The following is a 21,860-nucleotide window of genomic DNA, read 5'->3' as shown; positions in this document are numbered from 1 at the left end:
CCCGGCCTCCTGCAAGAGGCTGCCGTACGGCTACTTTAGGACGTTTCGCAGGACTCCGCTAGAGTTCCAGGCCTTTGATGTACTCGGCCAGACGCTGTGCTGCCGGGGGTGGATCGAATCCGGTCGCGCGGATACCGGACAAATCCAGGACGCTGCTGCGCGGCCTTGGAGCAGTGCGGGGTCCTGCGTAGTCGGCGGTGCCGATCGGACGCACCAGATTCGGATCGGCGCCCACAAGGCGGTAGACATCGCGGGCCAGCTCAAACCAGGTCTGGGGGTTGCCACCGTTGCTGAGGTTGTACGTCCCGTACGGGGCTTTGTTGAGGAGCAGGTGACGAATGCCCGCTGCGATGTCGGACGCGAAACTCAATCGCCCCCATTGGTCATTCACCACCGTTGGCGAGGCACCCTTCGCGGCCAACGCCGCCATGGTTCGAACAAAGTTCCTGCCGCTGCCCACTACCCAACTAGTCCTGACGATGTAATGCCTTGGCGCGATGCCCGCCGCGAGGTCGCCGGCAGCCTTGCTTTGGCCGTAGACCCCCAGGGGAGCTGGAAGCTCATCCTCGAGGTGAACCTCTGCTGTGCCGTCGAAAACGTAGTCACTGGAGATGTGGACAAGAGTTAGTGAATGCTCGACGGCGGTACGCGCCAAGCGGGAAACGGCGGCGGCGTTGATGCTCCAGGCAGCAGCCCGGCCTTCCGGTGTTTCGGCGACATCTACCGCGGTGAACGCGGCGGCGTTGATGATGGCGGAATATTCGCGCCAGTTCACAGCCCGATGGGAGTCCTCGGAGGTGATGTCGAACCGCGCGCGGCCCGCGAACTCCACTGTGGAATCACCCGCGAAGGCACTCCGAAGGCCAGTGCCCAACTGGCCGTCCGCTCCAAGGACCAGAGTGCGCCGCCTGGGCACTGGCACGACGTTTGCCAGCCGTGGGTGCTTCTGGTCCGGCGCGGAGATTACGCAATGATCCAAGGGGATCGGCCAGGGAACTGCCACATCCTCGTCGGCGAGGTTAAGGAACGTGTAGTCCTTCTGTGCCTCCGTGCTCCAATGGTCGTTGACCAGGTACGTGTAGGCGGTGTCGTCCTCCAGGGTCTGGAATGCGTTGCCCACGCCGCGGGGGACGTAGATGGCCTCGCCGGGGGTCAGTTCTGCGGTGAACAGCGTCCCGAACGTTGGCCCCTCCCGCAAGTCCACCCACGCGCCGAAGATCCGTCCGGAGGCCAGTGAAACGAACTTGTCCCAAGGCTCCGCATGGATACCGCGAACCGTTCCACGAACTGCGTTGAAGGAGATGTTGTTCTGCACCGGGCCAAAGTCCGGCAACCCGGCATCAAGCATCTTGCCCCGGTGCCAGTTCTCTTTGAACCATCCTCTGCCATCCCCATGAACAGGAAGCTCAAACAGCAGCAGTCCGGGGATGGGCGTGGCCCGTGAACGTAGCTGGCGTCCCTGTTCCACGCCTTAGTGCCCTTGACCTGCGTACTTGGATTCCGTGGCCGCTTTCTGCGGTCTCCACCACTGTTCGTTGTCCTTGTACCACTGGACGGTGTCAGCCAGTCCGGCGTCGAAGTCCGAATAGCGGGGCGCCCAACCGAGCTCACGCCGAAGTTTGCCCGAATCGATGGCGTACCGCAGATCATGACCTGGCCTGTCCGTGACCAGGTCATATGCTTCGCGCGGCCGTCCTGCGAGGGAGAGCAGCATCTCAACCACCTCCCGGTTGGACCTTTCGCCGTCTGCGCCTATCAAATAGGTTTCGCCCACGCGTCCGCCCTCCAAAATTGCCAAGACTGCGGAGGAATGGTCTTCCACGTGGATCCAGTCACGAATATTCCGCCCGCTGCCGTAAAGATGTGGCCGGTTCCCGTCCAGGATGTTGGTTATCTGCCGCGGTATGAATTTCTCCACGTGCTGGTACGGGCCGTAATTGTTGGAGCAATTGCTAATGGTTGCTTTGAGGCCGAATGAGCGCACCCACGCGCGCACCAACATATCCGAGCCGGCTTTCGTTGCCGAATAGGGACTCGTTGGCCGATACACGGAATTCTCCGTAAAGCGGTGGGGATCGTCCAGCGCCAAGTCGCCATAGACCTCATCGGTGGAAATGTGATGGAATCGCGTGCCGTGCGTTCGTGCGGCTTCGATCATGGTGAACGTTCCCGCAAGATTTGTATCAAGAAAGGGTCGGGGATCCTGCAGCGAATTGTCGTTATGGGACTCTGCTGCGAAATGCACCACCGCTTCAACGGATTCCGTCAGCTTGTCAACCAACACTGCATCGCAAATGTCTCCCTTGACGAAGGTGAAGCGCTCCGGCGGCAGCCCGGAGAGAGATTCGATGTTCCCGGCATACGTCAGTTTGTCCAATACCGTGACATGAAGCCCGGTGTGCTCCATGATGTAGTGGACAAAGTTGCATCCGATGAATCCGGCCCCGCCGGTGACAAGGATTCTCTGCATGGCCCTAGAGTAACCGCCAGCGGCAATACTGGGCACAGGTGAGGACGGCAGGTTTGCGAGGAATTGTTCTTGCAGGTGGAACGGGTTCAAGGCTTCATCCCATCACGCTCGGAATCAGTAAGCAGCTGGTTCCGGTGTTCGACAAGCCGATGATCTATTATCCTCTGTGCACGCTGATGCTGGCGGGAATTCGCGACATTCTTGTCATCACCACGCCCGGCGATGCCGCGCAGTTCCAGCGGCTCCTCGGAGATGGTTCACAGTTCGGCATCAATCTCAGCTACGCAGAGCAGCCCACCCCGGACGGCCTTGCCCAGGCGTTCATCCTGGGCGAGGACCACATCGGAAACGGCAACGTGGCGCTGATCCTGGGTGACAACATCTTCAATGGACCCGGCATGGGCAACCAGCTGAGGCACTACACCGACGTCCACGGCGGTGCGATCTTCGGCTACTGGGTCAAGGATCCGTCCGCGTACGGCGTGGTGGAGTTCGACGATCATGGAATGGCCGTCTCCATTGAAGAAAAGCCCGCAGTCCCCAAAAGCAACTATGCCGTTCCAGGGCTCTACTTTTATGACAACAACGTTGTTGCCATGGCGAAAGACCTGCAACCGTCGCCGCGCGGGGAACTGGAGATCACGGATATCAACCGGAAATACATGGAACTTGGCCGCTTGCATGTGCAGAAGTTTCCACGGGGCACTGCCTGGCTGGACACCGGCACCTTCAGCGACCTCAATGACGCTTCAAACTACGTCCGGACCACGGAGAACCGGCAGGGTTTGAAGATCGGGGCTCCCGAAGAGGTGGCTTGGCGCATGGGATACCTGAGCGACGACGGACTCCGCCAGCAGGCTGCAAAGCTCGCAAAAAGCGGCTATGGAAGCTACTTGCTGGACATTCTGGACCGCCAGTAGACCCAGCTACGCTGCTGAAACGTCCTCCAGGGCGCGGGCAATCTCAGCCGGCAGAACCGTCAGTTGCGCGTCCAGCAGTTCCTTGAGCTGAACAGCGTTCCTGGGGCCAACGATTGCGGTGGCTACCCCCGGCCGGGCGAGCAACCAGCTGAGGGACACGTCCAGGGGAGTGCGGCCCAGTCCGCGGGCTGCCATCGCCACTGCTTCAACCACGCGCGACGCCCGCGATTCCAGATAGGGCTCAATGTAACCGGCAAGGCGGCTTTGTGCGGCACGGGAATCGGCAGGTATTTGTCCACGATATTTACCGGACAGCACACCACGGCCCAAAGGCGCCCAGGCCATCAGACCCAGTCCGGCGTCTTCCACGGCAGGGATGAGCTCTTCCTCGGCTTTGCGTTGGACGAGGGAGTATTCGGACTGGTTTGCCACCAGGGTAAAACCGGCCACGGCCGCTGCCTTGGCTGTCTGCCAGCTGTTGTAGTTGGATATCCCAACGTAGCGGGCACGTCCGCTTCGCTGGGCTAGTTCCAAGGCAGAGAGAGTTTCGTCCAGTGGTACATTCGGATCCCACTCGTGAGCGAACCAGATATCAATGTAATCAGTGCCCAGCCTGGCCAGGCTGGCATCAAGGGCGGACAGCAGTGCACCCCGCGATGCGTTGACGCTTCGCCTGGAGTCTGCTGACGACACGCCGGCTTTGGTGGAGATCACAATCTCGGACCGGGCCACTACATCGCCCAGCATGGATCCCAACATGGCTTCTGCCCGCCCTTGCGCGTAGGACGCTGCTGTGTCCACCACGGTGCCGCCCCCGGCAACGAATGCGTGGAGGAGTTCAGCAGCGTCCTGTTCGTCGGTCTCCTGTGCCCAGGACATGGTTCCGAGGGACAATGAGGACACACGGAATCCGCTGTTTCCGACATAACGCTGCTGCATAGCAGTTAGCTTACGGGGAGTTAGAGGACTTCATGACGTAGGGTCTATTCACGTGAACTGGATAGAAGCAGCCTTGCTGGGCCTGGTGCAGGGCCTCACCGAATTCCTCCCGATTTCCTCGAGCGCACACCTGCGGATTGTCGGCTCGTTCCTTCCCAATGCCTCAGACCCCGGCGCTGCCTTCACGGCGATTACGCAGCTGGGAACTGAAACCGCCGTGATTGTCTACTTCTGGCGCGACATCGTAAGGATCGTCCGGGCCTGGTTCGGCTCCCTCACAGGGAAGGTAGAGCGGAACAACCCGGATGCCCGGATGGGCTGGCTGGTGATCATCGGCAGCCTGCCGATCATCATCCTCGGCCTGTTGTTCCAGGACCAGATCGAGTCAGTGCTGCGCAGCATGTGGATTGTGGCCACCATGCTGATCGTGTTCGGCATGATCCTTGCTGTAGCCGATGCCATTGGCCGGCAGGAGAGGGATCTCACCCAACTGAGCTATATGCACGGCATTCTTTACGGCTTCGCCCAAGCGATGGCCTTGATCCCCGGCGTGTCACGCTCGGGCGGCACCATCACCGCCGGCCTCCTGATGGGGTACACCCGTGAAGCCGCCGCCAGGTACTCCTTCCTCCTGGCCATACCGGCAGTGTTCGGCAGTGGCCTGTACCAGCTCTACAAAACGGTTTCAAACGAAGGCTTGGGCGGGCCCTACGGCCTCCCGGAGACTGCGCTGGCCACGGTCATCGCCTTCGTGGTGGGTTACATCATCATCGGCTGGTTCCTGAAATTCGTCTCCACCCGCAGCTACCGCCTGTTCGTTTGGTACCGGATCCTCCTGGGTCTGGCCTTGTATGTCCTCCTCGGTTTCGGCGTGATCAGCGCCTAGCACTAAGGTTAAGTCGTGAAATCGTGGACCTCCCGCCCTGTACCTGAGCTGCCCGGCAGCCTGCCGCAACTACGGCTGTATGACACAGCCCTTGGGCGGGTGGTGGACGTTGAGAAGCAGCCGGAGCAGTCGATGTATGTCTGCGGTATCACCCCGTATGACGCGACTCATATGGGACACGCAGCCAGTTATGTGGCGTTTGATCTCCTGAACCGCGCTTGGCGCGATTCCGGCGTCCGGGTCTCCTACGTCCAAAACGTCACGGATATTGATGACCCCCTCTTGGAGCGGGCTACAGCTACCGGAGTGGATTGGCGTGACTTGGCCCAGAGCCAAATCGAGCTGTTCCAGACAGATATGGACGCCTTGAACGTCCTCGCGCCGAACCACTACATCGGCGCTGTGGAGGCCATCCCGGACATTGTTCCGGCCATTGAGCAACTGATCGCCGACGGCGTTGCCTACCGGGTTGCCGGCTCCGAAGGAGAGCCCGACGGCGATGTTTACTACGACGTCGAGACCGCCGGCAAGCGCTCAGACGCCACAGACGCCTGGACGCTGGGCGATGTTTCCGGCCTGGGTGAGAAGGACATGCTGGAATTGTTCGCTGAACGCGGTGGAGACCCGGCCCGGGCGGGCAAACGCCACGCCTTGGATCCTTTGCTGTGGCGGGTTGCCCGTGAGGGCGAGCCGAGCTGGCCCGGCGCCACCCTCGGCGACGGCCGTCCCGGCTGGCACATCGAATGTACGGTGATCGCGCAAAAGTATCTTCCTGCACCCTTCACCGTTCAGGGTGGCGGCTCCGACTTGGTGTTCCCGCACCATGAAATGGGCGCCGGCCATGCTTATTCACTCTCCGGAGTTCCGCTTGCGCGCCATTATGCGCACGCCGGAATGGTGGGGCTGGACGGAGAGAAGATGAGCAAGTCCAAAGGCAACCTGGTTCTTGTCTCAAAACTTCGCGCTGCCGGTGAGGAACCCGCGGCAATACGTCTGGCAATCCTGGCCCATCACTACCGCTCCGACTGGTCATGGACCGATGCCGGGTTTGCAGAAGCCAAAGACCGTCTCAAGCGGTGGCGCATAGCCGTGGATCACGCCCCTGCTGGATCTGCTGCGGCCTTGACAGCGGCCATGCGCGGTGAACTGGCCAACGACCTCAACGCCCCGGGTGCCATCGCCGTCGTCGACCATTGGGCAGGGGAAGCGATTCGCGCCGACGCGGTCAGCTCGGCTACGGATGCCGCCCTTGTTGCTGACGCCATTGATGCTCTGCTCGGGGTTGAGCTCTAAGCGACTCCCAAGAAAAACCAACAACGGCCCTGACATCATGCCAGGGCCGTTGCTTGTTTGAGGGGTTTGTCCTCTTAGGGACGTTCTTTACCGCGCCGTTTCAGGTACCGCTCGAATTCTCGGGCAATGGATTCGCCTGAGGCCTCCGGCAGGTCAGCTGTATCTTTCGCTTCTTCCAGCTGCCGCACATAGGCGGCAATCTCAGGGTCTTCTGTTGCAAGCTCGTCTACTCCGCGTTCCCATGCCTCAGATTCTTCAGCCAATGGCTGGCTGTCCAAAGGAACTTGGAGGAGGTCCTCGATCCTGTGCAGAATGGCCAGCTGTGCTTTGGGGGAGGGCGGCTGGGCGACATAATGAGGTACTGCTGCCCACAATGAGACTGTGGGCAGCCCTGCCAGCATTGCAAACTCTGCGAGCACACCCACAATGCCCACTGGTCCCTCGTATTGGGATGCCTCCAGGTTCAGGCGCTCCCGCAGTGAACTGTCCTCGGTGGTAGTACTCACCGGAATCGGACGGCTGTGGGGGACATCGGCCAGCAGTGCGCCCACCAAAATAACGGAGTCCACTTTGAGCGCTTCCGCATGGACCAGCAATTCTGTGGTGTAAGCACGCCAGCGGTATGAGGGTTCGGTGCCGAGAACCAGGACCACATCCACGTTGCTGTCCGGAACTTCAGCCTTGTAAATCCGGGTTGACGGCCATTTCACCTTTCGGGCGCCTGAGGACGTCCGGCGCACCGTGGGCCGCGTGAACTGGAAGTCGTAGTACTCCTCGGCGTCCACGGTGGCCACCTTCTTGCCGTCCCAGAGCTTGTTCAAGTAGTGCAGAGCATCGCTGGCGGCCTCACCGGCATCGTTCCAGCCCTCAAACGCGGCAAGCATTACGGTGACACGCCGGCCGTCCGCGGGTTCCTTGAGGAAACGCTCGGGCTCCGCGGTGATGTCCTGTCCTTCGGGGGTCCCGTCCACACTGTTCATCCACTCACCCTACGTCCAAGACCCTTGTGGATGCATGGCATTTCACCCCGAAGCGTGTCCGCGATTCGCCCACAGCGCAACCCGCGGACGGCCGCGCGCTTGGTTCCACGTAGACTGGAAACCATGCATTCCTCACCCAGCCAGCCCCTCCTCAAAGCCGTGCTCTGGGATATGGATGGCACACTCGTGGACACCGAACCCTATTGGATAGCGGCCGAGCGTGCGCTGGTGGAGTCCCACGGCGGGACCTGGTCCCACCAGCAGGCCATGCAGTTGGTGGGACAGTCCTTACTGCACTCGGCAGCCGTCCTGCAGGCCGCAGGCGTCAGGTTGGAGGCCCGCGAAATCGTAGACACCTTGAGTGCACAAGTGATCGCCCAGGTCCGCAAAGAGGTTCCCTGGCGGCCAGGCGCCCGCGAGCTGCTGGATGAACTCCACGAGGCAGGCATTCGCTGCGCACTGGTGACCATGTCCGAAGGGCCCCTGGCCGGTGTGGTGGTGGAAAGCCTACCCAAGCCCTACTTCGAGTTCATGGTCACCGGCGATACTGTCACCCACGGAAAACCGCACCCGGAGGCCTATCTCACGGCAGTTGAACGGCTCAAGCTGGACGATCCGTCCGTGAGCATCCACCACTGCGTCGCGCTCGAAGATTCCATCCCAGGCGCAACGGCAGCCATTGCTTCGGGGGTGATTACTGTGGGAATTCCCCATCAGGTGCCCCTTCCGGAAGATCCACGAATGATCATGTGGCCCACTTTGGTTGGCCGTGCCGCTCCCGATCTGCAAGAGCTGGTAGCTGACCGTTTCGCAGCAGCGGACTTGCTTGAAGGGGCCAGCTAGGTGACCAGCCCGTCCACACCGCACCATTCGCAAAGCAAAAAACGTGACGGCATCCCTCTGGGGAAGATTGCCGGCGTGCCGGTCTACCTCGCGTACTCATGGTTTGTCATAGCAGCCATCACCGTGGTCTTCTACGGTCCGTTCATCATGGATTTCATACCAGGACTGGGCAACTGGGCTTACCTCGTTGGGTTGGCGGTCGCGTTACTCCTGGCGTTATCAGTTCTTATCCATGAACTCGCCCATGCCCTCAGTGCGAAAGTCTTCCACTGGCCCACCGAGAAAATCGTCATCAACCTTTGGGGCGGCCACACACAGTTCGAGAACTTCACCGCCTCTCCGGGGCGTTCCGTGGTTGTGGCGTTGGCCGGCCCGGCATCCAACTTCGTGGTAGCCGCAGTGATGTTCTCGATCGACTCCGTTGCCCAGTTCAAGGGAGTTGCCGGGACGCTGACAGACATAGTGGTGATGGCCAATCTGCTGATTGGAATCTTCAACATTCTCCCGGGGATGCCGCTGGACGGGGGTCGATTGGTTGAATCTGCGGTTTGGAAAGCTACGGGCAGCCAGGACAAGGGCACCATTGCAGCAGGATGGTCCGGCCGGATCATTGTGGTGGCACTTGTTATCTGGTTCATCGTGGTCCCTTTCCTGAGGGGGCAATGGCCGGATCTGACGTACACCACCGTCACCGTGCTTGTCTGCGGTTTCCTCTGGATGGGCGCCTCCAGCTCCATCCACCACGCTAAGCTCCGCAGCCGCCTCTACCTGGTCAGTGCTGCCGGCCTCGCTGAGCCGGCAGTAGGTGTGCCGAACTCGGCATCCGTGGCTGACGTCCTGGACATTTCACCGACCGGAAGTCCCGCCGTCGTGATTTGCGGTCCTGACGGCAAGCCACAGGGTGTGGTGGATTTCGGTGCAACGCTCGCTGTACCGGCCGCACATGCGACGACGACGCCGGTCACCGCCGTGGCTCATGCCCTGGCCGCCGGGGCTTACGTCCCGGAATGGTCGAAGGGCCAGGAATTGATCCAGTACCTGGCTCGCCTGGACGGCGGCGAATACGCTGTGGTGGACCACAATGGAATCGTCACCGGGCTGCTTCGACAGCAGGCAGTAGTGACCGCCATAACAGGTAAGGAAGCACGCAGGAGCGGGCGCGCCTGACTGTCTTGCCGGTAGAGTTACTTGCCGGCCGATATGCATAACAAGAGCCAATGATTTTTTGGCGCCCACCAGCCGGTCACACACCGCGGCCAAGCCGTACAGGAGCGAGGAACACCACATGAGCAGCGAAACCGCCGCCCCCGCAGCAAGCACAGGCACTGACCAGTCAGCCATCGGCTCGGCTGTACAGCCGACGGGCGCTGCACGACGCCGCGGGCCTTTCCGTGTGGGCGAGCGGGTCCAGCTCACGGACGAGCGTGGCCGGATGAACACCATCACACTGGAAGTAGGCGGCGCTTTCCACACCCACCGCGGTTTCCTGAACCACGATGAAATCATCGGGAAAGTTGATGGTTCCGTGGTCAGCAACAACGTCGGTCAGCAGTACCAGACGTTGCGTCCGCTGCTCTCTGATTTCGTGCTGTCCATGCCCCGGGGCGCTGCTGTGGTTTACCCCAAGGATGCCGCCCAGATTGTTACCATGGCGGACATCTTCCCCGGCGCGCGGGTTGTCGAAGCCGGTGTGGGTTCGGGCGCTCTGTCCATTTCCTTGTTGCGCGCAGTCGGGGACGGGGGCTACCTGCATTCCTTCGAGCGCCGCGAGGAATTCGCGGACATCGCCCGGGGAAACGTAGAAACCATCTTTGGCGGCCCCCATCCCGCATGGCAGATCTCCTTGGGCGATTTCCAGGAAGAGGTCATCAAAGCCGAAGCTCCGGGCTCCGTGGACAGGGTTGTCCTGGACATGCTCGCACCATGGGAGTGCTTGGACGCGGTAGCCACTGTCCTGGCTCCGGGCGGGGTTTGGATCAACTATGTCGCCACCGTCACCCAGCTGTCCCGCACCGCCGAAGCAATCCGCGCGGACGGCCGCTTCACCGAACCGGATGCCTGGGAATCGATGGTTCGTGGTTGGCACCTCGAGGGCCTCGCGGTCCGTCCGGATCACCGCATGGTCGCCCACACCGGATTCCTGCTGGTCACACGCCGTCTTGCTGACGGTGTCACCGGAATTACCGTGAAGCGCCGTCCATCCAAGACCGAGTTCAGCGAAGAGGACCTCAACGCGTGGACCCCTGCAGCGGTGGGGGAGCGCTCCGTGTCTGACAAGAAACTTCGGCGCGCAGCACGTGACGCAATCGCAGGGACCAATGTTCAGGATGACCCTCCAGTCACAACCTGACAAAGGTCACAATAGGGTTCGCATTCCGAATGTCACCCGGCGCCCTGAGCTTTTCGGGACTAAGGTCTTGTTAAGCGCAGGAAGGGGCTGATGAATCGTGGATACGTCAAACAACGACCTTGGACGGCCGACGCCGGACGATGCAAACGGCGAAGCGGAGACTACGGCAGGCCGGAGGTTCAGCGCCGTTCAACCGCCGGAGACCTCGGGTGAACTGACGGTTGCCGAACGGCAAATCAATATCCTTCGGGACAAGCTTCGCCACATCGACCGCCAGTTGGCAGCCGCGACCCAGAACAACAGCAAGCTCGTCAGCATGCTGGAAACAGCCAAAGCTGAGATTCTTCGCTTGAAGGGCGCTCTGGAGCAGGAGGGTCAACCTCCTTACAGCTTTGGGACCGTGGTGCAGATCAACCCGCGGAAGCAGCCCGCCCCTGGCAGTTCAGGGCAGGCAGCTACCGAAGAGTCCGTGGACATCTTCAATGCCGGGCGCAAGATGCGTGTAGGTGTCAGCCCGCTCGTGAACCTCAACCAGCTTGCGGTGGGGCAGGAAGTCCTGCTTAACGAAGCGCTGCTGGTGGTGGCAGGCCTCGGCTACGAACGCGCCGGCGAATTGGTCACGCTCAAGGAAATGCTTGGCAAGGACCGTGCGCTGGTGGTTGGCCGCGCCGATGAAGAGCGGGTGGTCCGGTTGTCCGGGGCGCTCCAAGGCCTTCACCTGAAGGTGGGCGACGCCTTGTCACTGGATTCACGGACGGGCTACGCGTTGGAGAAGGTACCGCGCGCCGAGGTGGAGAACCTCGTCCTTGAAGAAGTTCCGGACATCACCTACCAGGATATCGGTGGCCTTAGCCCGCAGATCGAGCAGATCCGGGACGCCGTGGAGTTGCCGTTCCTCCATCCGGACCTCTACCGCGAGCATGGGCTCAAAGCGCCTAAGGGCATTTTGCTCTACGGCCCTCCAGGATGCGGCAAAACCCTGATCGCCAAGGCAGTAGCGAATTCCCTTGCCGCCAGGGCAGCAGAGCGTGCCGGCAATACCGATCTCAAGAGCTACTTCCTCAACATCAAAGGTCCAGAACTCCTGGACAAGTACGTGGGTGAGACTGAGCGCCACATCCGCTTGATCTTCTCCCGTGCCCGCGAGAAGGCTTCAGATGGCAGCCCCGTGGTGGTCTTTTTCGACGAGATGGACTCGCTGTTCCGCACCCGCGGCACCGGCGTTTCTTCGGACGTTGAGACCACCATCGTGCCTCAGCTGCTCAGTGAAATCGACGGCGTGGAGCGTTTGGACAACGTCATCGTCATTGGTGCCTCCAACCGTGAGGACATGATTGATCCTGCCATCCTGCGTCCAGGTCGCCTCGACGTGAAGGTCAAGATCCAACGGCCCGACGCCGAAGCTGCAGCCGACATCTTCGCAAAGTACATCACCACTGACCTGCCCTTCCACCCCCAGGATTTGGCCGAGTACGGCGGCGATGTGCAGGCCACGGTGGATGCCATGGTCCAGCGCACAGTGGAGGCCATGTACTCCACTGAGAAGTCCAATGAGTACCTTGAGGTGACGTACGCCAACGGAGATACGGAGATGCTGTACTTCAAGGACTTCAACTCCGGCGCGGTGGTGCAAAACGTGGTGGACCGTGCCAAGAAATACGCCATCAAGGACTTGCTGACCTCACAGCAGAAGGGTCTTCGGATCGATCACTTGCTCCGCGCCGTGGTGGATGAATTCCGTGAGCATGAGGACATGCCCAACACCACCAACCCGGATGACTGGGCAAGGATTTCCGGTAAGAAGGGCGAAAGGATCACCTACATTAGGACCATCGTCCAGGGCAAGGCAGGCCAGGAGCCTGGCAAGTCCATCGAAACCACTGCCAACACGGGTCAGTACCTGTGACAGCAAGGCCCGAAGGTTCACCCGCAGAGAAGCTTCCCGCAGGCGGCGCCATGCGCGTCATGGGCTCGGAAACTGAATATGGGATCCATGCGCCGTCAGCTCCGGGGGCCAACGCCACCATGATGTCCGCCCGGATCATTCAGGCCTACGCCACCGTGACCCGGCAACGGGCGGCTGGCGGGGCTGAGACCCGGTGGGACTACACGGATGAGGAACCGCTGCACGACGCCCGCGGTTGGACCGTGAACAGGGCAGCGGCGGATCCCAGCCAACTGACGGATCAACCGCCAGTGCTCGACGCCGAAGCGGTCGCCTTGGCTTATGGCCGCCAGGAGCTGGAGCTGGACGGCGCAGACGAGTCCGGTTCACTGTTGATGAACATGGTCCTCGGCAATGGTGCACGCCTTTACGTGGACCACGCGCATCCTGAATACTCCAGTCCGGAGGTCACCAACCCACGCGACGCCGTGGCATGGGACGCCGCCGGGGATCTGGTGGCCCTGGCCACGGTACGGAAGGTAGCTGCCGACGCCTCGCTCCCGGCGATCAACCTGTACAAGAACAACACTGACAACAAGTCCGTGTCCTATGGCTCGCATGAGAACTACCTCATGCCACGCTCGGTGCCCTTCGGGGACATCATCCGCGGGCTCACGCCTTTCTTCGTCTCCCGCCAGGTCATCTGTGGCGCGGGCCGGGTGGGGCTGGGGCAGGATAGCTCCACGCCCGGTTACCAGATCAGCCAGCGGGCAGACTTCTTCGAAGCAGAAGTGGGACTGGAGACAACCATCCGCCGGCCCATCATCAATACCAGGGACGAGCCCCACGCGACAGCGGACAAGTACCGTCGCCTCCATGTGATCATTGGGGACGCAAACCTCAGCCAGGCCTCCAACTTTTTGAAGTTTGGCACCACGGCCATGGTTCTTAGCCTCATTGAAGCGGGGCAGGCTCCCAGGATCGAGGTTCACGAACCCGTCCAGGCGCTCCAAGCCGTCAGCCACGACACCACGCTGGCCGCAACCGTCAGGCTCCTCGACGGAAGGCGGGTAACAGCCCTCGATCTGCAGTGGATGTATTTCGAGGCAGCTTCCAAGCTGGCCCAAGAGACAGGGGTGGCGGATTCCGTCACCGGAGATGGCCACACGCACCAGGTCCTGTCCCAGTGGGAGTCCACGCTGACAACGCTGGGGATTGATCCTGATGCCGCTGCCTCTACAGTCGAGTGGGTGGCCAAGAAGTCACTACTCGAGGGCTACCGAAACCGCGACGGGTTGGCATGGGACGACGCCAGGCTCGGCTTGGTGGATCTTCAATGGTCTGATATCCGGCCTGAGAAGGGCCTCTACTACAGGCTGCTCTCCAGGAACCGGATGATGCGCGTCGTGGACGAAGGCGACATCACCCGGGCGGTGACCGAACCGCCGTCGGACACCCGCGCTTATTTCCGCGGGCGGTGCGTCTCCAGATTCGGAAAAGATGTTGTAGGCGCCAGTTGGGACTCGGTGATTTTTGATGTTCCGGGGCTGGGGAAACTGCAGCGGGTGCCTACCCGGGAGCCTTTGAGGGGAACCCGGGCTTTGACCGGCGCCCTCTTTGACCGTCACCCGGATGCTGCTTCTTTCCTGGCCGAATTGTTGGGTCAGACGCCGCCACCGGCCAGGAGCTGATGGATGCCCGCCACAGGATTATTCGCCGTTGGTTAAAGCCGTCCGCAGCATCGGTCGGCGTGGCACTATGGCAGTAGGAAGTCTCCGTCAACAGGGGACTGACAGTAGGGAGAAAGAAAATGGCAGCACAGGAGCAGCAACAACCACAGTCGCGGGAAACCGAGACCGAAGTGGACGCACCCGAAGCGCCCCCGGCAGCACCGGAGGCACAGGCGTCGGACGCGACGCAAGGAGTGGATGACCTTCTCGACGAAATTGACGGCGTTTTGGAATCCAACGCCGAAGAGTTCGTCAGGGCGTTTGTCCAAAAGGGCGGACAGTAGGCGGACCCGCCAGAGGATGTACTGCCCGGTCGGCGTAAGGCCGCCGGGCATCGGAATGCAGAGTCGAAGGAGTGCAGCAATGCAGGACCCATCAACCGGCCCCCTGGCCACCCAGGCAACGTCTTCTTTCACGGAGCATCTTCAACGCTCGCGTCCCGAACTCCTTCCCTTTAATCAATCGTTACCCGCCGGCATGGTGCCGTCGTCCCCGCACGCCACCACCATCGTTGCCTTGACGTACGCAGGTGGAGTGCTGATGGCGGGGGACCGGCGCGCGACCATGGGCAACATCATCGCCAGCCGGCACATCGAGAAAGTGTTTCCGGCGGACGAGTATTCAGTCCTCGGCATAGCTGGTACGGCCGGCCTGGCAATTGACATCACGCGGCTCTTCCAGGTTGAGCTGGAGCATTACGAAAAGATCGAGGGCACGCTCCTCAGCCTGGTCGGCAAGGCCAACCGCCTGGGCGCCATGATCCGCGGAAACCTGCCCATGGCGATGCAGGGGATGGCAGTCGTTCCCTTGTTTGCAGGCTTCGACCACAGCTCCGGTGTGGGCCGTTTGTTCTCCTACGACGTCACAGGCGGCCGGTACGAAGAACAGGAGCATCACTCCGTCGGTTCCGGTTCCGTGTTCGCCCGCGGCGCGCTCAAGAAGCTCTGGAAGCCTAATTTGTCTGCGGAAAACGCCGTAGCAGTAGCTGTTGAGGCACTCTATGACGCCGCAGATGACGACTCCGCCACTGGCGGGCCCGACCCCGTCCGCCAATTGTGGCCGGTGGTTTATACCGTCGATCGATCCGGCAACCGGCGGGTCCCTGACCGGGATCTGGCCGCGGTTGCCGGCGCAATTGTTGAATCGCGGGCTGCCGCCGGACGGGAGGCCTGATATGACACAGCAGTTCTACGTCTCTCCCGAGCAGTTAATGAAGGACCGTGCGGACTTCGCACGGAAGGGCATAGCGCGTGGGCGCTCTGTTGTGGTCATCAGCTGCTCCGATGGCATCGCGCTGATCGCCGAAAACCCTTCACCTTCGCTTCACAAGATCGGTGAAATCTACGACAAAATCGCCTTCGCTGCGGTGGGCAAGTACAACGAATTTGAAAGCCTCAGGCAAGCAGGAGTCCGCTATGCAGACGTCCGCGGCTACTCCTACGACCGTGAGGACGTGACTGCCCGCGGCCTGGCAAGTGTCTACGCTCAGAGCCTCGGAGCGGTGTTTACCGCCGAGCAAAAACCGTTTGAGGTGGAATTGGCGGTGGCCGAGGTTGGTCTCACCCGGGAGGAGGACCACCTCTACCGTTTGACCTTCGATGGATCAATCGCCGATGAAAACGGGTTCGTGGTGATGGGCGGACTCGCTGACCAGATTTCCGACGTCGTCAGCGGGGAGTGGGAGCCGGAACTCACCTTGGCGGGGGCCATGCGACTGGCTCTGCGTGCCCTGGCCACCAACAAGGAAATCGACGAGCTGCCCGCCACCGCCGTCGAAGCTGCCGTGCTGTACCGCGCTTCCGAAAGCAATCGCGGATCACGCAGGGCGTTCAGGCGGCTGTTGCCGGAAGACATGACCCGGTTGCTCACAGAGGAGAGCTGAGATGGATAAGCGGATATTTGGCATCGAAACGGAGTTCGGAATTTCCTATTCCAGCCCTGATTCCCGCCCTTTGGCCCCCGAGGAAGTTGCACGGTACCTCTTTCGCAAGGTGGTCAGTTGGGGCAGGTCCTCCAACGTTTTCCTTACCAACGGTTCACGGCTTTACCTTGATGTGGGGTCGCACCCGGAGTATGCCACCGCAGAGTGTGACGACCTCGCACAGCTGATCGCCCATGACAGGGCCGGTGAACTGATCCTTGACGACCTCGTGGATGAGGCTCAGGCAAGGCTCGCCGCGGAGGGTTTCAACGGAACTGTGTACCTCTTCAAGAACAACACCGATTCTGCGGGCAATTCCTACGGCAGCCATGAGAACTACCTCATACCGCGGCGCGGGGAGTTCTCCCGCCTTGCCGAAATATTGATTCCCTTCCTGGTGACACGTCAATTGATAGCCGGTGCCGGCAAGGTACTAAAGACACCCCACGGTGCCACGTTCGCTTTCTCCCAGCGCGCCGACCACATCTGGGAAGGCGTGTCCTCCGCCACCACCAGGTCCAGGCCCATTATCAACACCCGCGATGAGCCTCACGCAGATGCCGAGTTTTACCGTCGCCTGCATGTGATTGTGGGGGACTCCAATATGTCCGAAACCTCGGCTTTGCTGAAGGTCGGAACGGTGGACCTCATCCTTCGCATGATCGAGGCGGGCGTCATCATGCGCGACATGCGCATGGAGAATCCCATCCGCAGCATCCGCGAAATCTCCCACGACCTCAGCGGCCGGGCCTTGGTCCGCTTGGCCAACGGCCGGCAGCTGACTGCGTTGGATATCCAGCGCGAGTACCTCAACAAGGTCACCGAGTTCGTAGCCGCCAATGGTGCCCACAACGCCCACGTTCCACTCATCCTGGACTTGTGGGAGCGAACCTTGAACGCCATTGAAAGCGGCGATACCAGCACCATTGATACCGAAGTGGACTGGGCCATCAAAAAGAAGCTCATGGACGGTTACATGCGGCGGCACGACCTCAGCCTCGACTCACCGCGCATTGCCCAGCTGGACCTCACCTACCATGACATCTCTCGGCAACGCGGCATCTTTTTCCTGCTGCAGGCCCGTGGTGCAGCACGCAGGCTGGTCACCGAAACCGATGTCAAAGATGCCGTGGACGCTCCACCACAGACAACGCGCGCGAAACTGCGGGGAGATTTTGTGCGACGAGCACAGGAGCTGGGCCGCGACTACACGGTGGACTGGGTGCACCTGAAACTGAACGATCGCGCACACCAAACCATCTTGTGCAAAGATCCGTTCCGGAACGTTGATGAGCGGGTGGATGCCCTCCTGGATTCCATGGGCTAAAGGGCTTTGTAAGCTGACTCCCAGCTTCACGGGCTACTCTGGATAGTGGTCTCTTACCGAGATACACCCTGCTTGGATGCGCTATGCGCCTTTCCGAGTGTCCCTTTGCCCCGACGAAAGTGTCTTTTTGTGCGCCGACTCCTAGCAATTCTCCTGCCCGCCCTGTTGCTCATGACCGCGTGCGGAGGTGGAGACACCCCGGCTACTGAGCCCACCAGCAAGTCAGTAGGTGACGTCTCCAAGCTCGACTCCCTAAAGATCACGGACAACGGCAATGACAAAGCGCCCGGCATTGAATTCTCCAAGCCTCTGGCCGTGACTGGACCCACCGTCAAGGTGGTCAAAGAAGGTGACGGCGAGCCGGTCAAGATGGGTCAAATCGCTGAACTGGTGTTCATCGCGGTCGATGGTACCGATGGCAAGACACTTGAGGACGGTTACGCCAAGGGGCCCCAGGCGATCGAACTTTCCGAACAGATGAAAAGCGGCAATGAACTCATCTTTGACGCCATCATCGGCGCCAAAGTGGGCAGTCATGTAGCCATCGCTGCTCCGGGCAACTCCTCTGCTTCGGCGCCTGCCTCCTCCCAGCTGGTGGTCTTCAAGATTGCCTCAGCCAAGAACGCGCCTGGTCTTCTCAGCAAGGAGGAGACCGATCAGCTGGACAAGGACGGCAAACTTCCCAAGGTGACCTTCGATGACAAGGGCGCACCCTCGGTGGAAATTCCCAAGACTGATGCCCCGGCAGGCCTTTCTGTTAAGGTCCTCTCCGAGGGTACGGGTGAGGAACTGAAAGACACTGACACGATCGATGCCAACTACACTGGCTGGCGCTGGGAAGACAGCACCAAGTTTGACTCCAGCTATGATCGGGGCGAGGCCGCTACGTTCGGCTTGAACCAGGTCATCAAGGGCTGGACGCTTGGACTTACAGGCCAGAAGGTCGGCTCCAAGGTTCTCCTGACGATTCCCACTGATCTTGCGTACGGTGCAAGCGCTGCTGCCCAGGGCAAGCCTGCGGGCCCGCTGGTGTTCGTCGTTGAGATCACCGCTAAGAAGTAAAACCCCGCGCGGGTTCTGGCTAAGCTGGTTCCTGAAATCTCTCTCCGCCCCCATAACCTAAGGAGCAACCATGTCATTTGGTCAGCGCGACTTTGACCGCACCAAGCCCGAAATCGACTTCCCGGAAGGCGACGTCCCCACAGACCTCGTCATCACTGACCTGATCGAGGGCACTGGTCCCGAAGCCAAGGCAGGGGACACCGTGTCCACTCACTACGTGGGCGTTGCCTGGTCCACGGGAGAAGAATTTGACGCTTCCTGGGGCCGCGGCGCTCCTCTGGACTTCCGCGTGGGCGTCGGCCAGGTCATTCAGGGCTGGGACCAGGGCCTGCTCGGCATGAAGGTCGGCGGCCGCCGTCGCTTGGAGATCCCCTCGGAACTTGCCTACGGCTCACGTGGCGCCGGTGGAGCCATCAAGCCCAACGAGGCCTTGATTTTCGTCGTCGACCTCGTGGCTGTCCGCTAGGACTTATCGGTTTTTCGCAGGGCGCGTTACCTTCCGGTTTTGCCGGGCGGTGACGCGCCTTGCTGCTTTCCGGCTGGTTTTTAGTAACGTAGCAAGGGTGTCCGCATCCCGCACTGAACGCCTCCTGAACCTTCTCCTTGCTTTGCTCAACACCAAAGTTGGCCTTCCACGTGCCGTGCTGCGTGAAAAGGTGTACCACGATTCAGCTGAGAATGACGTCGCCTTTGGACGGATGTTCGAGCGCGACAAAGTGGATCTCAAACAGTTTGGCTTCGAGATCGAGACTTTGATGGATCCGCGAAACTTCGGCGCGGACGACCCCGCCTCTGCGCGTTACCGCATCGGCAAGGACTCCAACCGGCTACCTGATGTGAACCTGACGCCTGCGGAGAGCACCGTGCTCTTGCTTGCTGCACAGCTGTGGGAACGGGCCGCGCTGGGAACGGCAGCGGCCAACGCCGTCCGCAAGCTGCAGGCCGCAGGAGGCTTCACGGACGTGGATCTCCCTGCTGGAGTTCAGCCACGGATCAAACCCGCTGGACAAGCCTTCGACGACGTCGTTGCGGCCATGCACGGCAAGCACCCGGTCCGCTTCGGCTACCTTGCGGTCAGCACGGGGCTGGAGGAAGTCCGGGAAGTGGAGCCTTGGGGCTTGGGCAGCCGCTTCGGCCAGTGGTACCTCGTGGGCCTGGACCGGGGGAGGGGAGCCAAGAGGCTCTTCAGGCTATCGCGGATGACCACCGCAGTTAGCGTGGTCGCCACCAGCACCTTCCACCCCCCGGAAGGCTTCGACGCCCGGGCTGAGCTGGACGAACTCAACGAGCTCCCTATCCGGCAAGCCACCTTGGATGTCGAAAAGAACAGGTTGCTTGCCCTGCGCAAGAGGTCTGCTCCCGCCGAAGGGTCCCCGGAGCACAGTGACCGTGACCGCATAGTGGTGGATTTTAGGGATCCGGAGCAACTGGCAGAAGAGCTGGCATCCTATGGCCCCCACCTCAAGGTGGAGGGACCCGCCGAACTGCGCTCCGCCGTCGTCCGCCGCCTCCAAGCTGCCGCAGACTTTGATGACGCTCCGCCAGTGCCTGTTGAATTTCCTGAAGCGGGCCGTACGCCCCGGGCACGGAAGCGCACGTCCGAAGATCAACTTGCCCGCATGCTGCAACTGGTGCCGTTCCTGGTCCACCATCAGGGCCTGCATATCCAACAGGTCGCTGATCACTTTGGCATCAGCCGCAAGGCGTTGATCGACGACCTGAAGATCCTGATCTGCTCCGGCCTGCCCGAGGGGTATCCGGACGATCTTCTGGACATCCAATGGGAAAACGATCACGTGTACATTTCCGAACACCTGGATCTGAATCGTCCCGTGCGTTTCAGTGAAGACGAAGCCGCAGCGTTGCTGACCGGACTGGCCATGCTGGGAGACCTGCCTGCCTTGGCAGGCATGCCCCAGGACGAGTCAGCCAGTGCGCTGGAGTCAGTCACCATCAAGCTGACAGGTGCTGCGGGGCAGGCAGCGAGACTGGCCGGCTCCGTATCCGGCCAATCCGTGGCGCCAGAGCAATCACAAGCCTTTGCCGCGATAACCCAAGCAATCAGGGAAGGCAGGCAGCTGCGGCTCAGCTACTTCTCGCTGCAACGCGACGAAGTGACCGAGCGCGACGTCGACCCCCTGAGGCTCTACTCCCTGGACAATACCTGGTACTTCGAGGCCTACTGCCACAGCAAGGCCGACATCAGAAACTTCCGGTTGGACAGGGTGGAAGCCCTGGAGGCCAATGGCCGGGCTGTCTCCGTGGCTGCAACTGCCGGGCAGGACTTCCCGGCCCGGTTGTTCACGCCCGGTGACGACGACGTCCTGGTGACCCTCCAACTGACCCGCCAAGGTGCCGGCCTTGCCGATGACTACTACGCCGAAAGAACCGCACAACTGCCCGACGGCGGTCTGCTCGCCGAGGTGAGGTTTGGCGACGCAGGGTGGCTGCCCATGTTTGTATCCCAGCATGGCGGCGCGGTCCGGATTCTCGAACCGCTGTCCGTGCGGGAGGAAACCCGGAAGTGGATCGACGCCGCCCTGGCTCAGTACAACTCACCGTCGGGCACCAAGGCTGGCTAGACTACTCAAATGCCTTGGTGGTTCTGGATCCTGTTGTGGATCGCGCTTATAGCCCTTTCGTTGCTCCTTCACCTGACACTGGGTTACCGCTTGTACAGAAAATTCATGTCAACTGTTCACGAGTTGGGTGCCGCGGGTAAACGTTTCAGCAATCTTTCCCCTGCCCCGGAAACCTCCGACGTTGAAGCAGCGGAACCGCGTCCTCAACCGGGGTCCGCAATTTTTGCCTCCCCGGAGCAGATGCGTCATGATTACCTGACGGCCAAAGCCTTCCGTCAGGAAGTTCGTCGTCAACGGCGCGTCAAGCGCAAAGCCGAGCGGGGTCAGCCGCAGTCCCTGCACGACATTGAATTCAGATAGACGTAGGATGTATCCAAAAGGAAAGGACCTCCCCATATGAGGCTCGAAGGCTGGCATCTCATCATCATCATCGTTCTCGCCCTGGTGCTCTTTGCAGCGCCGAAGCTGCCGTCCATGGCGCGCAGCATCGGGCAGTCGATGCGTATTTTCAAGTCTGAAGTCCGGGAGATGAAGAAGGATGGTTCCCCGGAGGCAAAGGACTCCCAGGACGCTTCCGACGCCGTCGAAGGCAAGGTTGTAGGCCACCCGGACGTCAAGGCCAAGAACAACGGCGAAACTGACGTACCGCCCTCCAACCGCGTCTAAAGAGAA

The 21,860-nt window shown here is 61.0% G+C and carries 21 protein-coding genes; 17 read left to right on the top strand and 4 right to left on the bottom strand.

Annotation, left to right across the window (positions count from 1 at the left end):
• Positions 1–58: 58 nt before the first annotated feature.
• Both EU811_RS15180 and rfbB read right to left on the bottom strand, forming a co-directional pair.
• Positions 59–1,468, bottom strand: a complete 1,410-nt coding sequence (locus EU811_RS15180; protein ID WP_142939172.1) for a sugar nucleotide-binding protein — start codon at positions 1,466–1,468, stop codon at positions 59–61.
• 3 nt (positions 1,469–1,471) lie between these two features.
• Positions 1,472–2,470 (bottom strand): dTDP-glucose 4,6-dehydratase, encoded by a 999-nt coding sequence (gene rfbB, locus EU811_RS15175; protein WP_142939171.1) that lies wholly within the window; start codon positions 2,468–2,470, stop codon positions 1,472–1,474.
• A 53-nt stretch (positions 2,471–2,523) separates the two neighbouring features.
• Between rfbB and rfbA the strand changes: the two genes are divergently transcribed.
• Positions 2,524–3,390, top strand: a complete 867-nt coding sequence (rfbA, locus tag EU811_RS15170; protein WP_142939170.1) for a glucose-1-phosphate thymidylyltransferase RfbA — start codon at positions 2,524–2,526, stop codon at positions 3,388–3,390.
• A 6-nt stretch (positions 3,391–3,396) separates the two neighbouring features.
• Here rfbA and EU811_RS15165 read toward each other — a convergent pair whose 3' ends face one another.
• Positions 3,397–4,329 (bottom strand): aldo/keto reductase, encoded by a 933-nt coding sequence (locus tag EU811_RS15165; RefSeq protein WP_142939169.1) that lies wholly within the window; start codon positions 4,327–4,329, stop codon positions 3,397–3,399.
• A 52-nt stretch (positions 4,330–4,381) separates the two neighbouring features.
• Here EU811_RS15165 and EU811_RS15160 point away from each other — a divergent pair, with 52 nt between their 5' ends.
• Both EU811_RS15160 and mshC read left to right on the top strand, forming a co-directional pair.
• A complete protein-coding gene (locus EU811_RS15160; RefSeq protein WP_142939168.1) occupies positions 4,382–5,215 on the top strand; it encodes an undecaprenyl-diphosphate phosphatase in 834 nt (277 codons plus the stop codon).
• Between the two features lie 15 nt (positions 5,216–5,230).
• Positions 5,231–6,508, top strand: coding sequence for a cysteine--1-D-myo-inosityl 2-amino-2-deoxy-alpha-D-glucopyranoside ligase (mshC, locus tag EU811_RS15155; RefSeq protein ID WP_142939167.1), 1,278 nt, complete (start codon positions 5,231–5,233; stop codon positions 6,506–6,508).
• Between the two features lie 74 nt (positions 6,509–6,582).
• On the opposite strand, the gene EU811_RS15150 is transcribed toward mshC, so the two are convergent.
• Complete coding sequence (locus EU811_RS15150) at positions 6,583–7,488, bottom strand: PAC2 family protein (protein ID WP_142939166.1); 906 nt, start codon at positions 7,486–7,488, stop codon at positions 6,583–6,585.
• A 30-nt stretch (positions 7,489–7,518) separates the two neighbouring features.
• On the opposite strand from EU811_RS15150, the gene EU811_RS15145 reads away from it, so the two are divergent.
• The 14 genes from EU811_RS15145 to tatA all read left to right on the top strand — a co-directional run bounded on the left by EU811_RS15145 (position 7,519) and on the right by tatA (position 21,854).
• Positions 7,519–8,331 (top strand): HAD family hydrolase, encoded by an 813-nt coding sequence (locus tag EU811_RS15145; RefSeq protein WP_142939165.1) that lies wholly within the window; start codon positions 7,519–7,521, stop codon positions 8,329–8,331.
• Complete coding sequence (locus EU811_RS15140; RefSeq protein ID WP_142939164.1) at positions 8,332–9,498, top strand: site-2 protease family protein; 1,167 nt, start codon at positions 8,332–8,334, stop codon at positions 9,496–9,498.
• A gap of 118 nt (positions 9,499–9,616) precedes the next feature.
• Positions 9,617–10,681, top strand: a complete 1,065-nt coding sequence (locus EU811_RS15135; RefSeq protein WP_142939163.1) for a tRNA (adenine-N1)-methyltransferase — start codon at positions 9,617–9,619, stop codon at positions 10,679–10,681.
• Between the two features lie 97 nt (positions 10,682–10,778).
• Positions 10,779–12,587 carry a proteasome ATPase gene (gene arc / locus EU811_RS15130; RefSeq protein ID WP_187697209.1) on the top strand — a complete coding sequence of 603 codons (1,809 nt, stop codon included), beginning with the start codon at positions 10,779–10,781 and terminating at the stop codon, positions 12,585–12,587.
• A gap of 50 nt (positions 12,588–12,637) precedes the next feature.
• Positions 12,638–14,257, top strand: coding sequence for a depupylase/deamidase Dop (gene dop / locus EU811_RS15125; protein ID WP_142939248.1), 1,620 nt, complete (start codon positions 12,638–12,640; stop codon positions 14,255–14,257).
• Positions 14,258–14,376: 119 nt separating this feature from the next.
• The gene (locus EU811_RS15120; protein ID WP_142939162.1) at positions 14,377–14,580 is read left to right on the top strand and encodes a ubiquitin-like protein Pup; all 204 of its coding nucleotides are present in this window, start codon (positions 14,377–14,379) and stop codon (positions 14,578–14,580) included.
• A gap of 79 nt (positions 14,581–14,659) precedes the next feature.
• Positions 14,660–15,469, top strand: a complete 810-nt coding sequence (gene prcB, locus EU811_RS15115; protein ID WP_142939161.1) for a proteasome subunit beta — start codon at positions 14,660–14,662, stop codon at positions 15,467–15,469.
• 1 nt (position 15,470) lies between these two features.
• The gene (gene prcA, locus EU811_RS15110) at positions 15,471–16,178 is read left to right on the top strand and encodes a proteasome subunit alpha (protein ID WP_142939160.1); all 708 of its coding nucleotides are present in this window, start codon (positions 15,471–15,473) and stop codon (positions 16,176–16,178) included.
• A 1-nt stretch (position 16,179) separates the two neighbouring features.
• Positions 16,180–17,544: a Pup--protein ligase gene (gene pafA, locus EU811_RS15105; RefSeq protein ID WP_142939159.1), complete on the top strand. Its 1,365-nt coding sequence runs from the start codon at positions 16,180–16,182 to the stop codon at positions 17,542–17,544.
• 129 nt (positions 17,545–17,673) lie between these two features.
• Positions 17,674–18,606 carry an FKBP-type peptidyl-prolyl cis-trans isomerase gene (locus EU811_RS15100; RefSeq protein WP_238703419.1) on the top strand — a complete coding sequence of 311 codons (933 nt, stop codon included), beginning with the start codon at positions 17,674–17,676 and terminating at the stop codon, positions 18,604–18,606.
• A 70-nt stretch (positions 18,607–18,676) separates the two neighbouring features.
• The gene (locus EU811_RS15095) at positions 18,677–19,072 is read left to right on the top strand and encodes an FKBP-type peptidyl-prolyl cis-trans isomerase (RefSeq protein WP_017200957.1); all 396 of its coding nucleotides are present in this window, start codon (positions 18,677–18,679) and stop codon (positions 19,070–19,072) included.
• Between the two features lie 97 nt (positions 19,073–19,169).
• Complete coding sequence (locus tag EU811_RS15090; RefSeq protein ID WP_187697207.1) at positions 19,170–21,188, top strand: helix-turn-helix transcriptional regulator; 2,019 nt, start codon at positions 19,170–19,172, stop codon at positions 21,186–21,188.
• A gap of 9 nt (positions 21,189–21,197) precedes the next feature.
• Complete coding sequence (locus EU811_RS15085) at positions 21,198–21,548, top strand: hypothetical protein (protein ID WP_142939156.1); 351 nt, start codon at positions 21,198–21,200, stop codon at positions 21,546–21,548.
• 36 nt (positions 21,549–21,584) lie between these two features.
• Complete coding sequence (tatA, locus tag EU811_RS15080; protein ID WP_142939155.1) at positions 21,585–21,854, top strand: Sec-independent protein translocase subunit TatA; 270 nt, start codon at positions 21,585–21,587, stop codon at positions 21,852–21,854.
• The last annotated feature ends 6 nt before the right edge of the window (positions 21,855–21,860 follow it).

Origin of the sequence: Arthrobacter sp. TS-15 (genome assembly GCF_006964045.1) — a bacterium.
In the GTDB taxonomy this organism is placed as follows: Bacteria; Actinomycetota; Actinomycetes; order Actinomycetales; family Micrococcaceae; genus Arthrobacter.
The sequence above is the reverse complement of the archived record's forward strand: the minus strand, read 5'-3'. Positions and strand labels throughout refer to the sequence as shown.